The sequence below is a fragment of the Pseudomonas sp. PB120 genome (assembly GCF_009761815.1).
Classification (GTDB): domain Bacteria; phylum Pseudomonadota; class Gammaproteobacteria; order Pseudomonadales; family Pseudomonadaceae; genus Aquipseudomonas.
On the sequence record NZ_RWIN01000098.1, the window covers coordinates 1 to 12,446 of the forward strand.

The window sequence follows — 12,446 nt, forward strand, 5'->3', positions numbered from 1 at the left end:
GAGCAGGCTCGCTCCCACAGGGGAATGCAGTCAATTGTGGGAGCGAGCCTGCTCGCGATGGCGTCAGATCGGGTAACACATCACCCCAGGCTAGCCGCAACCCGCCATTCGCCGTAGCATCGCGCCATTGTTTAGCCGAGGTGCCTATGCTCATTCCCCACGACCAACTTGAAGTCGACACGTTGACCCGCCTGATCGAAGACTTTGTCACCCGCGACGGCACGGACAATGGCGACGACACGCCGCTGGAAACCCGCGTATTGCGTGTTCGTCAGGCATTGACCAAGGGCCAGGCGCTGATTGTCTTCGATCCGGAAAGCGAGCAGTGCCAACTGATGCTCAAGCATGACGTGCCCAAGCATCTGTTCGACTGAGATCTTCAGCACTGCTTGTCTTTGTTTTTGGCCAGTTTGTTCTGAATGCGTTCATACACTTCGGCCCGGTGCACGGTGACGGTGTGCGGCGCTTCGACGCCGAAGCGCACGGTGCCTCCGTTGACGGCCACAATGCGCAGGGAAATGTCGTCACCGATGGAAATCAACTCGCCCACAACACGGCTGAGTACAAGCATGGCATTAGTCCTTCAGGGTTATCGAACCCTGAAGATGCCCGGCACTCAGCGAGTCTACAATGTGTCAGCTGCAAACCAGAACGGCCCTACGACGCAGCACCGCCCCTCTTACGGAAACGTCCGACAAACGCTTTGAATGAAGGACCGATCCTTCAGGCAGCGGAGAAACGTGGCCCGAAAAGGATGACACTCGCCCCGATCACGCACAGCGCTACACCGATCCAGTCCGAGCCCAACGGACGAATCCGCTCGACCACCGCCAGCCAGCCAATCGACGCAATGATGTAGATGCCTCCGTAAGCGGCATAGGCCCGACCGGCATAAGTCGCTTCGACCCGGGTCAGCAGCAGCGCGAACAAGGTCAGGCTGAGCAGCGCCGGCACGACCCACCAGGCACTTTTGCCTTGGCGCAACCACATCCAGAAGGCAAAGCAGCCGGCGATTTCAAACAGCGCGGCAAGGAAAAACCACAGGTAATTGAGCATGCAGACGTCTCGCGAGGATGACCGGTTGCGGCCACCCTAACGACGGCATTGCGGGCGGGCAAGCTCAGCCTGCGGATTGTTTGGCCTTGGCGCGCATTTTGTCGGCCATCACGGTCATTTCGTTGTAGAGCAGTTGCGGATTCTTCTGCTTGAGCGCCCAGGCCATGCGCCCCTGTTCGTGGGGCAGAATCATGAACTCACCGGCAGCGACGTGCTGGTAGATGTAGTCGGCAATGTCGGACGCGGTGATTGGGGAGCTTTCCAGCAGTTTGCCGACCTGGGCTTTCATCGCCGGCGTCGGGCCGCGGAACGAGTCCAGCAGGTTGGTCTGGAAGAACGACGGGCAAACCACGTGCACGCCGATTTCCTGTTGGGCCAGCTCGATCAACAGGCTTTCGGACAACGCCACAACGCCGGCCTTGGCCACGTTGTAGTTGCTCATGGCCGGGCCTTGCATCAGGGCCGCCATCGAGGCGATGTTAATGATCTTGCCTTTGCTTTTTTCCAGCAGCGGCAGGAAGGCCTTGCATCCCTTGACCACGCCCATCAGGTTGATCGCGATCTGCCAATCCCAGTCTTCCAGCGACAGCTCATTGAAAAAACCACCCGAGGCCACACCGGCATTGTTGACGATGACGTCGATACCACCGAGCTTCTCTTCGCACGCTTGGGCGAAAGCGGTCAGCTGGCTGTAATCGCGTACGTCGCAACGCTGGATAAAACCATCGCCACCGGCTTCACGCACCAGCTTCAGGGTTTCCTGCAGGCCGGGTTCGCTGACATCCGACAAAGCCAGTTGCCAGCCTTCACGCGCCCAGCGCAGCGCGATTTCGCGACCTAGACCTGAGCCCGCGCCAGTGATCATCATGCGATTTTGCATAGCAAACAGCCTTGTTGTTCCGGGGAAGATGTGCCGAGTGTAGCGAAGGATATTGCCCGACCCACGCTCCATCAGATTGCTGAATGGCCCGAGCAAACCATGGCAGCGAAGGAATCAACCAAAGCACGCAGGAAACGAAATAAGGCTTTCTTCGAAAAACATTAAAAAAGTTGGAATTTTCTCGGGTTCGCGACAGTCGGATTTTGTAAGCAGCCTGGATTTAATTCATCCCCGCTGATAGTTAAAAGACATAGACGTTCCAGAACACTTCCAACAAGGAAATAGACATGGGCACAATTCTTATCGTTATTCTGATCCTCCTGCTGGTAGGTGGTTTGCCGGTCTTCCCACACTCCAGAAGTTGGGGTTATGGCCCGTCGGGTATCATCGGCGTTGTGCTGGTGGTGCTGTTGATCCTGCTGTTACTCGGCAAGATATAAAGAGTTCGCAGGCAAAAAAAGAGGCCCTTGAGGGCCTCTTTTTTATTGCGCCAAACTTAGTCCGGCTTGCCGTTGACTACACCGGCGGTGTTGTCGAGCAGACTCTTGGTCGCTGTTTGCAGGAAGGCTTCCAGCTTGAGTTTCAACTCAGCCGTGCGCGGTGCATCCGGAACGATCTCGGCGTGTGGATTCGCGCCCAGTTCGTACTGGTACATCTTCGGCGCCATTTCCTTTTCCTTTGGCAGCACCAGGATCTGGTCAGCGGTCACAATCGCCGTGGTCTGTTCGCTGCCCGACGGCTTGATCACACCAAAACCGGTGTCGCCTTCCGGCAGGTTGAGCAGGTCACGACCCCAGCATTGATGGCGCACTTCGCCACCGATACGACCCATGATGGTCGGCACGATGTCGATCTGAGTGCCCACGGTGTGGTCACGCTGGCCGAATTTTTCCTGGATACCCGGTGCAATCATCAGCATCGGCACGTTAAAGCGTCCCAGGTCCATTTCGGTGATTTGACGCTCGTTGCCAAAACCGTGATCGCCGACGATGACGAACAGGGTTTCCTTGAAGTAAGGCTCTTTGCGGGCCTTTTCAAAGAACTGGCCGAGTGCCCAGTCCGCATAACGCATGGCGGTCAAATGCTCGTTCAGACTGCCACGGTCAGTCACACGCTCGACCGGCAAAGGTGTCGGCAAGGCGTATGGCGTGTGGTTGGACAGGGTTTGCAGCAGCGCGTAGAACGGCTTGCCGTTTTCCCGCGCCTTGAGCTCTACCAGACCCCGGTCGAACATGTCCTGGTCGGACACACCCCAGGTCGGATCGGAGAACACCGGGTTCACGAAGTCGTTACGACCGATGAAGTTGGTCATGCCCTGGTTGCTGAAGAAGCCCGACTGGTTATCCCAGGCGAAGTCGCCGTTGTAGACGTACACATCTCCATAATCACGGGCACTGAGCAGCTGCGGCAGGCCGGACAACTTGTGGCTGCCTTCCGGCGTCTGCATCAGGTATTCGAAGCCCGGCAGGTTCGGGAAGCAGGCCATGGTGGCGAACATACCCTGGTGGGTGTGAGTGCCGTTGGAGAAGAAACGGTCGAACAGCAGGCCTTCCTTCGACAGTTTGTCGAGGTAAGGCGTGATGTTGCCCGGCGCGCCCAGAGCGCCAACCGAGTGACCGGCCATGCTTTCCATCAGGATCACGACGACGTTCTTGATCGGCAGGGTCTTGTCCGCCGGTGGCGTGTAATCGCGACGCACCGCCGCAATGTCGGCGTCCACCAGTTTGTCGTCTGGCATCACCAGCATGTCGCGCACTATTTTCTGTGCTTCAGGCTGAGGCAGCGTGGCTTTCCAGATATTGTCGCGATCTTCGGACATCCGGCTTTTCGCCGCAGCGATCAGCGACAAAGTGCCGTTGAGGCCCAACTGGTTAGCGAAGTTGGAGTCGGTGGTGTAGACGTCCCCCCAACGCAGCGGCGGGCCTTGACGCAGCGTGCCACGAGCCGCAACCACGCAGATCAGCAGGCAGACCACGAACACCGCGATGCGCGCATACCACGGGGCGATCTGACGCGTGCCGATGCTGCCGCCGCTGAAGGGGCCGCGAGGACGGGTGGCGCGGTCGGCGCCCTTGAACGCCAGGGTCAGGATCAACGTGCCCACGGCCCACGCCAGCAGGTAGCGAACTACCGGGAAACCGTACCACAGCATGCTCATCACGGTTTTCGGGTCTTCCTTTACATACTGGAAGACCAGGCCATTGAGGCGCTGGTGGAACTCACGGTAGAAGTCCATCTCCATCAGGCCCAGGAACAGCGCGATGCTGGAGGCAATGGTCAGCCAGAAACGGAAGAACCCTCGAGCGGCCATCGCACGGGCACTGAACAGCGCCAGCAGCAATGGAATGATGAGGTAAACCACCAGACGCAGGTCAAAACGCAGTCCGTTGGTGAACGCTTCGAAAAAGGTCGAGGCCGGTGTGTCGAGGATCATTTCGCGGTTGTAGACCAGCAGCGCAACGCGCAGCAGGCTGAACATGACCATCATCACCAAGGCGCACAGCAAGGTGTAGGCCAGGTGCGATTTGACGGTCGGTTGCAGCAGGCGACTTGAGGCTCGCTGCTGATTCAGGGCGTCCGGGATTGCCATGTCGTTTTAGGACCCATTGGAAGTTGAAGTTTCAAAAATACGGCTGCGCCCTACCCTCTGTTGGCCATGCTTCGGCCCCGGGGTTTGCGCGGTGCGCAAATGTTGCACGATCAACCGCAGCATTGCCATTGATTACTGTTCCGGCGTTGCTGGTGTGGGCGAATTGTCTTGGAGGCTTTGTGAAAATTGTGTGCAGCGTATATCTGGAAACACAATAAAGTGGGGGTGCTCTTTAGTTCGGGGGCATATCCGTTTTTGGGGTCACGGCGGCTTATGGTTTCGCCCTTACGGCGACTCACTTTGGAAAAGCCCCAAAGTAAGCAAAAGGCTCTTGCCCCACCACTCGGTACCTCGCTAGGGCTCGGCATGCCCTCACTCCGGCATTGCTCCGTGGGTCGCCGCGATGGGCCATCCCTGGCCCAGCGCGGCTAAACCGGCGTCCTGCCGGTTTCCCCACTGCACAATGCCTGCGTTCGGCCAGCGTGGTTTAACGGGGCGCCTCGATCAAAAACAAAGCGAGGCGGCCTTCGGGCCGACCTGATTCTTCTGATGCGCGCACTTCCCCTGTGGGAGCCAGCCTGCTGGCGATGAACGTCAACGATAACGTGCCCTGTCTGGATGATCGCGTTGTCTGTGCGTCCATCGCCAGCAGGCTGGCTCCCACATTTTTGAATCGGGCACATCCGCAAAAATCAGGTCGGCTTTAAGGCCGCCTCGCTTTTGATTTGGCTTTTGATTTTCTTGCTCCCTCGAGAGGCCGAGTGGAGGTTCTGCGCAGTGGGCAACCCGGTATGGATGCCGGGTTAGCCGCCCCCGGCCATGGATGGCCGATGGCGGCGGGCCCACGGAGCAGGACCGGAGCGAGGGCATGCCGAGCACTAGCGAGGCACCGAACGAAAGGGGCAAGAGCGCTTGGTTACTTGGCGCTCTTCCAAGTGACTCGCCGTAAGGGCGAAACCAATAGCCGCCGCTACCTAAGAAACGGATATGCCCCCCAAACAACGCCGCCCACCTAAACCCAACCCAATAAAAAACGCCCCGATCAAATCGAGGCGTTTTACCAACAGACCAAAAAACTTACTTCTCAGCGCGCTCTTTCAGAGCTTTCAACGTATTGAAAGGCGCATCGACCACGAACTTGTTGGCCACCATCGAAGGAATGCTGCCGCCCGGCTCGGTGTGCACCTGATAGGTCACTTCAACCTGATCACCCTTGGGCACGAACTTCCAGAAACCATCAACCTTGGCCACCCGCACAAAACCTTTTTCTTCAGGAACGTACTTTGGCACGCCTTCAAGTTTGCGGGTCAGGCTGCCATCGGCGCCTTCGACCGTGGTCACGTGCAACACCGAATCACGCGGGGTCACCGGCCATGGCGTATTGAACTGAGTGTAAGTCCAGCTCTGATCGCCTTCGTGCTTGAGCAACTTCTGCAACTTGCACTCGTGAATCCAGGCACACGCCCCCGACACGTCTTCCTGCAGCGCGCGCAGTTTGGCCATGGTGGTTTTCATGACAGTCACGCCACGGTAGGCCTTGTAGTCGGAACCGGCGACTTCACTGAGGGAGACTTTGATACCATCTTCGTCCTTGGCGGTTTTCCAGTCTTCAGCCTGAGCGGCCGACGTAGCCAGGACAACTGTCAAACCACACAGCACAGCCATACGATGCAGCGAACCCATAATCTTATTCCTTGTTGTTTAAGTTCCGTTCGTTGAGCACATCACGCCGCCGTCATTTGCTCCCACCAGCCAATCAGCCGGATGGCCTCTTCGCTGCTGTCACCACACACCTCGATATCCGCGTCAAACGCCGAGCAAACCGCGGGACGTTCCGGTTTACCGAAAATATTGCACAGATTATCGGCAGAAAGTTGCAGGCAACGTTCGCCGGCGGCTTTGCCATTGGGCATACCGGGAATCGGCGAACTGATGGAAGGGGCAATGCAACAGGCGCCACAGCCTTCACGGCATTTCATGACGACGAGCTCCTCGCGACGGGCGATGTGTTAAAGGACGAGGCACAGAGTAACCGCTAAAACAGTTGTTTAAAATTACCAGGGGCCGGGTTTTTTCGCTGAAACGATGGTGACTGACCAGTCTCCGACAAAGCGTCTGGCTGGCGGGTCACAGATGGGAATGAATCAGCGCTTGAACTCGAATTCCAGCGCGGCGCCTTCCACCTCATGGCGTTCTTCATTGCGCCGCTGCAACTGCATTTCGTTGTTGATCAGCCTTCCGTTGAGCTGGAACGGACTGGCCTTGTCGCCGAACATTTGCGGCAACACGCCATCGTGTTTGGGCAACGGCACCGTCCCGACCGGTTTCAGTTCCTCGGCCATGTCCTTGGGCAGGCTCAAATCCAGATTGGCTGACGGCAGTGGGGTTTTCACCACCTCACTGGCGGGTTTCGTCTTTGAGGCAATCGGCGGGCGCTTCTTGACGACTGCCGGTTTCTTTTTGACCGGGGACGCTTTCTTGGCGGGTGCAGGTTTTTTTGAAGCGGCGCTGGCCGCCGGCTTTTCCTGGACGCCGGCCGCCATGACGCCTTCGGCGTGAAAGCTCAGCAACAGGCAGATCGATAGCCAAACGGCGGGGAAAATAGGTTTCATGGATCCAACAGCGCTAACGGCAGAGGGCCGTATGCTCGCTTGTTGGACGCCACAAGACAAGCGCGGGCAGGAAGAACCTGCCCGCTCGCTTATATTCCGCCGGCCATCTCCTGACAGAGCTGGGTCGCCAGCATGCCGAGGGTCATCAGCGCGCGATCGGCTTCACGGTTCCAGGGTATGCCGCAGTTCAGCCGAATACAGTGATTGAATTGCTCGGTGTTACTGAATATCAGCCCCGGCGCGATGCTGATGCCTTGCTGCAAGGCCCGCACGTGCAGCTCCTGGGTGTTGACCCGCCCCGGCAAACTGACCCACAGAATGAAGCCGCCGGTCGGCCGCGTCATTTGCGTGCCTTCCGGAAAATACTGCTGCACCGCCAATTGAAAAGCGCTGAGGTTTTTACGGTATTCCTGGCGGATGTAGCGCAAGTGACGGTCGTAACCGCCGTTCTCCAGATACGCAGCGATGCCCATCTGCGTGACGCTGCAGGCCGAATGCGTACTGAACGTCTGCAAGCGCTGGATTTCCTGTTGGTACTTGCCGGCAATCATCCAGCCGATACGCACGCCCGGCGAAAGGGTCTTGGAAAAGCTCGAGCAATAGATCACTCGATCCAGCCGGTCATAGGCCTTGAGGGATTTGGTCCGACCTTGCTCAAACATCAATTCGCCGTAGATGTCGTCTTCGACAATCTGGATATCGAAATCCGAGGCCAGGCGCAGCAGTTGCTTCTGCCGTTCCTCGGGCATGGTGCCGCCCAAAGGATTGCTCAGACGAGTGGTCAACACCAACGCCTTGATCGACCATTGGTTGGCCGCCAGTTGCAGCGCTTCGAGGCTCATGCCGGTGGACGGATCGCTGGGAATCTCGATGACTTTCAGGCCCAGCAGGTCCGCCAGTTGCAGCAGCCCGTAATAGGTCGGCGACTCGGCGGCGATCAAGTCGCCAGGCCGGGTCAACACGCGCAGGGACATTTGCAAGGCATCGACGCAGCCGTGGGTGATCACGACCTCGGACGGGTCGACCACCACACCAGCGTCGCGCATGCGGATCGCCACTTGCCGACGCAATGGTTCGAAACCGGGGCTGAACATGTAGCTGAAGGCGCGCGGGCTATGGAAACGGGTGACTTTGGCCAGTTGCTGGTGCAGCGCACGCACGGGCAGGTAATCGACGCTCGGCACTGCCGCGCCCAAGGGGAAGACCCCTTCGCGACGGGACTCGACCAGCACTTGCTGAATGATGCTGCTGCGCGTGACCAGGCCCGGGCGCTCGACCCGGGCGATGTCCGGTGTCGGCGCCGTCAACGCTGGCGTCTGGTGTACGTAGTAACCCGACTGCGGCCGGGCACGAATCAGCCCCTGATCCTCGAGATTGGCGTAAGCCTGCAACACCGTGGCATGGCTGACATTGAGCTGCGAGCTCATCTTGCGCACCGAAGGCACGCGCTCCCCCGGTTGATAGACACCCCGACGGATGTCTTCGGCCAGTTGCTGAGCAATACGTTGGTAGAGCAAGAGATTGGTCATGACGCAGCACTCGATTTCACGGGCATTTTATTCTTGTGTGAAACAATACCGGAACAGTTTAGAAGTGTACGGGGACAGTTGCCACAATAGTCGACAGTACAGTGCAGTGTCAGCAAAATCTGTACTGCTTTATTGCAGCGCACTGGCCAATCGACAGGCGAAAAAAAACCCGGCACTGTCTGGCAGGCCGGGTTATCCAACAACGCTGCCTTTAGCGGGCGGCGCCTAGCTGGCCTTTTTCGTCGGAGAACACAATTTCCACCCGACGGTTCTGTGCACGGCCTCGTTCGGAGGCGTTTGCGTCCACCGGGTATTCGTCGCCGTAGCCTTCGACATGAATACGCGAGTCATCGATGCCCAGGTCCATCAGCACATCCGCCACCGATTGCGCCCGGTCACGGGACAGTTTGAGGTTGTCCTGCTTGCCGCCGGTGCTGTCGGTGTAGCCTTCGATGCGCACCACACGCTTGGGGTTGAGCTGCAGGAACTGCACGATTTTCAACACCACACGGTTGGCGGAGTTTTTCAATTCGGCTTCGCCCGTGTCGAACAGCACATCACCCAGCGTCATCACCAACCCACGGTCAGTCTGGGTCGTGGCCAGCGCAACGATCTGTTCTTCGAGCCATTTGCCCTGCTGCTGCACGCTCAATAGTTTGGACTCGCGCAGGGCGAGTTGCAGGCGTTGACGCTCCAGTTCGAGCTTTGCTGCGCGCTCCTCGATGAGCACCTGGTTGGTGTGCTCGCGGGCAATTTCGCTGTAGCGCTGACTCAGGTAAGCGTAATGGACCACATCCGAACCGCTGCCCCAGTAGCTGGACAGTCGATCCGCGCGGGCCAGGGATTCACCGGCGCGAATCACATCCTTGGGTGCGATCCGCAACACATTGGAATCTTCCTTGACCTTCTGGAAGTCGGTGCCGGCTTGCTGCAGCGCGGCCTCGCTGTGCTGACCGGCACAGCCATAGAGGCTGGCGCAACCGGCGATGAGCAAACCGCCGAGCACGGTGGACTTGAGGTTCATTGGGCATCTCCCAATTGCTTGCGCAGGCGGGTAATGCGGGTGTTGAGCACATTCAGTTGCTCTTCACTCTTGAGCGTGAGGACCCGGGCTTCGGCCAGACGCGCGTCCAGCTCGGCCTGTTCGGCCCGCATGCGCGCGTGTTTGTAGGACTGATCGGTCATGTCGCCCTGGGCACGGGTGAATTTTTCTTCGGCCAGTTTCATTTCCGGCACGTCGTCGGCGGTGGCGCCCACGGCCTTGGCTTGTTCAAGCGCCTGTTCAGTCAAACGTATTTGTTCATTCGGCGCCGGATCGGCTGCACAACCCGCCAGAGCCAGTACGGCCAGGGCAGCGAAAAGAGGTCGAATACTCACTAAAAATCCCTACTGTTTTGGGGTACTGGCGGGTTGCTGCTGCAGTTGTTGCTGTTGCGCCGTCCAGCGCTCGATATTGCGTTGCAGCACAGCCTCCGTCAGTCCGGACGCGGGCAATTCTGTCATCTTTTTGGCCAGCTGTCCGCGCAACCACGGATCGTTGCAGGCGGAGTTATGGGAAAGCGCGAGGAACAGACCGGGTTTGTCGACCGGTTGTGGACGCGCGACCAGGTCGTTGGCCATGCTCAATGCCCGTGCGGCCGCCATGCCCGAGTAGCGTCCGGCGAGGACAAATTCCACCTCGCCCATGAGCAATTTCTGAAAGGCCTGGGTCAGGTTCGGAGTACGTGTGAGGGTCAATTGCTGCTCGGCGAATGTGCCAAATGCCACGGTCATTCGAGACTTTTCCGACACAGCACCGGGATGACCGTGCAGGTCCAGGGCTTCGTTGTAGACCAAGGCCGAGTCTTTGCGGGTCCAGATCAGGTAATCGTTTTCCAGCAACGGCGGATGAATGTAATCCAGGGTTTCCAGTTCGCTGACCGTCAGCGGTGCGTCGGCCAGCATGTCCATACGCCCGCTGCGCACTTCATCGAGGGCCTGGGAGCGTTTGCCGGCATAGAGCACTTCGACTTTGATGCCCAACTGTCCTGCCACTTGTTGGAGGAGATCGGCACTGGCACCGATCAGGTGCTTGGGGTTTTGCGGGTCTTGCCACAGATACGGGGGCGCATCGGGACTGCCGGTGACCACGAGGCGATCGCACTTGCCGGCAGCAAATGAAAGTCCCGGCAGCAACATCAAACCCAACAAGCTCCAGACAAGGCGCAGATCCATGGCATTTCACTCCACTCAAACCCGGTTAGATCACCCTGTAGGAGCGAGCCCGCTCGCGATGGACGTCCACGATGACGCGTTCAGTCTGGAAAAACGCGGCGTCCTTGAGACCATCGCGAGCCAGCTCGCTCCTACAGAAAGAAGAACAAAAAAAAGCCCGACCATAAGGTCGGGCTCTTTATAAGTGAAGCAGCCGGATTAGACCAGCTTCTCCAACTCAGGGATGGCTTCGAACAAGTCCGCCACCAGGCCGTAATCGGCCACCTGGAAGATCGGCGCTTCTTCGTCCTTGTTGATCGCGACGATCACTTTGGAGTCTTTCATGCCGGCCAAGTGCTGGATCGCGCCGGAGATACCGACCGCGATGTACAGTTGTGGCGCAACGATCTTGCCGGTCTGACCGACCTGCATGTCGTTGGGTACAAAACCTGCGTCGACCGCGGCGCGGGAAGCACCGACGGCAGCGCCCAGCTTGTCGGCCAGGGCGTACAGGTGTTTGAAGTTGTCGCCGTTCTGCATGCCACGACCGCCGGAAACGACGATTTTGGCTGCGGTCAGTTCCGGACGATCGGACTTGGCCAGCTCTTCGCCAACGAAGCTCGAAGTGCCTGCGTCGTGAGCCGCCGCAACGGCTTCAACCGACGCCGAACCGCCTTCAGCGGCAACCGGGTCGAAACCGGTGGCACGCACGGTGATCACTTTGACCGCAGCGTTCGATTGAACGGTGGCGATGGCGTTACCGGCGTAGATCGGGCGCTTGAAGGTGTCAGCGCTTTCAACCGAGATGATCTCGGAGATCTGGTCAACGTCCAGCTGAGCGGCAACGCGCGGCAGGATGTTTTTGCCGTTGGAAGTGGCGGCAGCCAGGATGTGGCTGTAGCCCTTGCCCAGCTCTGCAACCAGAGGAGCAACGTTTTCCGGCAGCTGATGCGCGTAAGCGGCGTTGTCGGCCACCAGCACTTTAGCCACGCCCGCGATTTTCGCAGCGGCTTCAGCCACGGCGCCAACGCCCTGGCCGGACACCAGAACGTGGATGTCACCACCGATTTTGGCGGCAGCAGCCACGGTGTTCAGCGTGGCCGGGGCCACTACTTTGTTGTCGTGTTCAGCAATAACCAAGATAGTCATTTAGATTACCTTCGCTTCGTTTTTCAGTTTCTCGACCAGTTCAGCCACCGACTTGACCTTGATACCCGCGCTGCGTGCCGCAGGCGCTTCGACTTTCACGGTCTTGTTGGTGGAGGCGGTGGAAACGCCCAAAGCGTCCGGAGTCAGCACTTCGAGAGGCTTCTTCTTGGCTTTCATGATGTTTGGCAGGGACGCGTAGCGCGGCTCGTTCAAACGCAGGTCAGTCGTGACGATGGCCGGCAGTTTCAGGGAAACTGTCTGCGCGCCGCCGTCGATTTCGCGGGTCACAGCAACGCTGTCGCCGCTGATTTCAACTTTCGACGCGAAGGTGCCCTGACCGTAGCCGCTCAATGCAGCAAGCATCTGGCCGGTCTGGTTGTTGTCGCTGTCGATGGCTTGTTTGCCCAGGATCACCAGCTGAGGCTGTTCCTTGTCGA

At 58.6% G+C, this 12,446-nt stretch carries 14 protein-coding genes and 1 pseudogene; 2 read left to right on the forward strand and 13 right to left on the reverse strand.

Going from position 1 to position 12,446, the window contains the following annotated elements; translation table 11 throughout:
* The first annotated feature begins 146 nt into the window (after positions 1-146).
* The gene (locus EJA72_RS18590; RefSeq protein ID WP_003199186.1) at positions 147-374 is read left to right on the forward strand and encodes a YheU family protein; all 228 of its coding nucleotides are present in this window, start codon (positions 147-149) and stop codon (positions 372-374) included.
* A gap of 5 nt (positions 375-379) precedes the next feature.
* Here EJA72_RS18590 and csrA read toward each other — a convergent pair whose 3' ends face one another.
* The 3 genes from csrA to EJA72_RS18605 all read right to left on the reverse strand — a co-directional run bounded on the left by csrA (position 380) and on the right by EJA72_RS18605 (position 1,936).
* Positions 380-571, reverse strand: coding sequence for a carbon storage regulator CsrA (gene csrA / locus EJA72_RS18595; RefSeq protein ID WP_157712871.1), 192 nt, complete (start codon positions 569-571; stop codon positions 380-382).
* A gap of 152 nt (positions 572-723) precedes the next feature.
* Entirely contained in the window at positions 724-1,056 is a 333-nt protein-coding gene (locus EJA72_RS18600) for a YnfA family protein (RefSeq protein ID WP_157712872.1), read from the reverse strand.
* Between the two features lie 64 nt (positions 1,057-1,120).
* The gene (locus tag EJA72_RS18605; RefSeq protein WP_157712873.1) at positions 1,121-1,936 is read right to left on the reverse strand and encodes an SDR family oxidoreductase; all 816 of its coding nucleotides are present in this window, start codon (positions 1,934-1,936) and stop codon (positions 1,121-1,123) included.
* Between the two features lie 281 nt (positions 1,937-2,217).
* Here EJA72_RS18605 and EJA72_RS18610 point away from each other — a divergent pair, with 281 nt between their 5' ends.
* Positions 2,218-2,376, forward strand: coding sequence for a DUF3309 family protein (locus EJA72_RS18610; RefSeq protein ID WP_169858239.1), 159 nt, complete (start codon positions 2,218-2,220; stop codon positions 2,374-2,376).
* A 56-nt stretch (positions 2,377-2,432) separates the two neighbouring features.
* Here EJA72_RS18610 and EJA72_RS18615 read toward each other — a convergent pair whose 3' ends face one another.
* From EJA72_RS18615 to EJA72_RS18660, 10 genes and pseudogenes are all read right to left on the reverse strand, one after another.
* Positions 2,433-4,526 carry an LTA synthase family protein gene (locus tag EJA72_RS18615; protein WP_157712874.1) on the reverse strand — a complete coding sequence of 698 codons (2,094 nt, stop codon included), beginning with the start codon at positions 4,524-4,526 and terminating at the stop codon, positions 2,433-2,435.
* Between the two features lie 1,077 nt (positions 4,527-5,603).
* A complete protein-coding gene (locus tag EJA72_RS18620) occupies positions 5,604-6,209 on the reverse strand; it encodes an START domain-containing protein (protein WP_157712875.1) in 606 nt (201 codons plus the stop codon).
* Between the two features lie 41 nt (positions 6,210-6,250).
* Positions 6,251-6,505 carry a YkgJ family cysteine cluster protein gene (locus tag EJA72_RS18625; RefSeq protein WP_157712876.1) on the reverse strand — a complete coding sequence of 85 codons (255 nt, stop codon included), beginning with the start codon at positions 6,503-6,505 and terminating at the stop codon, positions 6,251-6,253.
* Between the two features lie 165 nt (positions 6,506-6,670).
* A complete protein-coding gene (locus EJA72_RS18630; RefSeq protein WP_157712877.1) occupies positions 6,671-7,138 on the reverse strand; it encodes a translation initiation factor 2 in 468 nt (155 codons plus the stop codon).
* An 89-nt stretch (positions 7,139-7,227) separates the two neighbouring features.
* On the reverse strand, positions 7,228-8,667 hold the full coding sequence (locus EJA72_RS18635; RefSeq protein ID WP_157712878.1) for a PLP-dependent aminotransferase family protein: 1,440 nt from the start codon (positions 8,665-8,667) through the stop codon (positions 7,228-7,230).
* Between the two features lie 211 nt (positions 8,668-8,878).
* On the reverse strand, positions 8,879-9,691 hold the full coding sequence (locus EJA72_RS18640) for an OmpA family protein (protein ID WP_157712879.1): 813 nt from the start codon (positions 9,689-9,691) through the stop codon (positions 8,879-8,881).
* Entirely contained in the window at positions 9,688-10,044 is a 357-nt protein-coding gene (locus EJA72_RS18645) for a DUF4398 domain-containing protein (protein ID WP_178129444.1), read from the reverse strand. Before EJA72_RS18645 ends, EJA72_RS18640 begins: the two co-directional genes overlap by 4 nt.
* A gap of 9 nt (positions 10,045-10,053) precedes the next feature.
* On the reverse strand, positions 10,054-10,881 hold the full coding sequence (locus EJA72_RS18650; RefSeq protein WP_157712880.1) for an ABC transporter substrate-binding protein: 828 nt from the start codon (positions 10,879-10,881) through the stop codon (positions 10,054-10,056).
* 198 nt (positions 10,882-11,079) lie between these two features.
* On the reverse strand, positions 11,080-12,009 hold the full coding sequence (locus EJA72_RS18655; RefSeq protein ID WP_157712881.1) for an electron transfer flavoprotein subunit alpha/FixB family protein: 930 nt from the start codon (positions 12,007-12,009) through the stop codon (positions 11,080-11,082).
* Positions 12,010-12,446, reverse strand: a pseudogene (locus tag EJA72_RS18660) (electron transfer flavoprotein subunit beta/FixA family protein); the annotation flags it as partial.

Coding starts and splice junctions, on each gene's coding strand:
- EJA72_RS18625 (WP_157712876.1), bottom strand. CDS start 6,505: ATGAAATGCCGTGAAGGCTGTGGCGCCTGTTGCATTGCCCCTTCCATC.
- EJA72_RS18620 (WP_157712875.1), bottom strand. CDS start 6,209: ATGGGTTCGCTGCATCGTATGGCTGTGCTGTGTGGTTTGACAGTTGTC.
- EJA72_RS18650 (WP_157712880.1), bottom strand. CDS start 10,881: ATGGATCTGCGCCTTGTCTGGAGCTTGTTGGGTTTGATGTTGCTGCCG.
- EJA72_RS18630 (WP_157712877.1), bottom strand. CDS start 7,138: ATGAAACCTATTTTCCCCGCCGTTTGGCTATCGATCTGCCTGTTGCTG.
- EJA72_RS18635 (WP_157712878.1), bottom strand. CDS start 8,667: ATGACCAATCTCTTGCTCTACCAACGTATTGCTCAGCAACTGGCCGAA.
- EJA72_RS18590 (WP_003199186.1), top strand. CDS start 147: ATGCTCATTCCCCACGACCAACTTGAAGTCGACACGTTGACCCGCCTG.
- csrA (WP_157712871.1), bottom strand. CDS start 571: ATGCTTGTACTCAGCCGTGTTGTGGGCGAGTTGATTTCCATCGGTGAC.
- EJA72_RS18600 (WP_157712872.1), bottom strand. CDS start 1,056: ATGCTCAATTACCTGTGGTTTTTCCTTGCCGCGCTGTTTGAAATCGCC.
- EJA72_RS18655 (WP_157712881.1), bottom strand. CDS start 12,009: ATGACTATCTTGGTTATTGCTGAACACGACAACAAAGTAGTGGCCCCG.
- EJA72_RS18615 (WP_157712874.1), bottom strand. CDS start 4,526: ATGGCAATCCCGGACGCCCTGAATCAGCAGCGAGCCTCAAGTCGCCTG.
- EJA72_RS18605 (WP_157712873.1), bottom strand. CDS start 1,936: ATGCAAAATCGCATGATGATCACTGGCGCGGGCTCAGGTCTAGGTCGC.
- EJA72_RS18640 (WP_157712879.1), bottom strand. CDS start 9,691: ATGAACCTCAAGTCCACCGTGCTCGGCGGTTTGCTCATCGCCGGTTGC.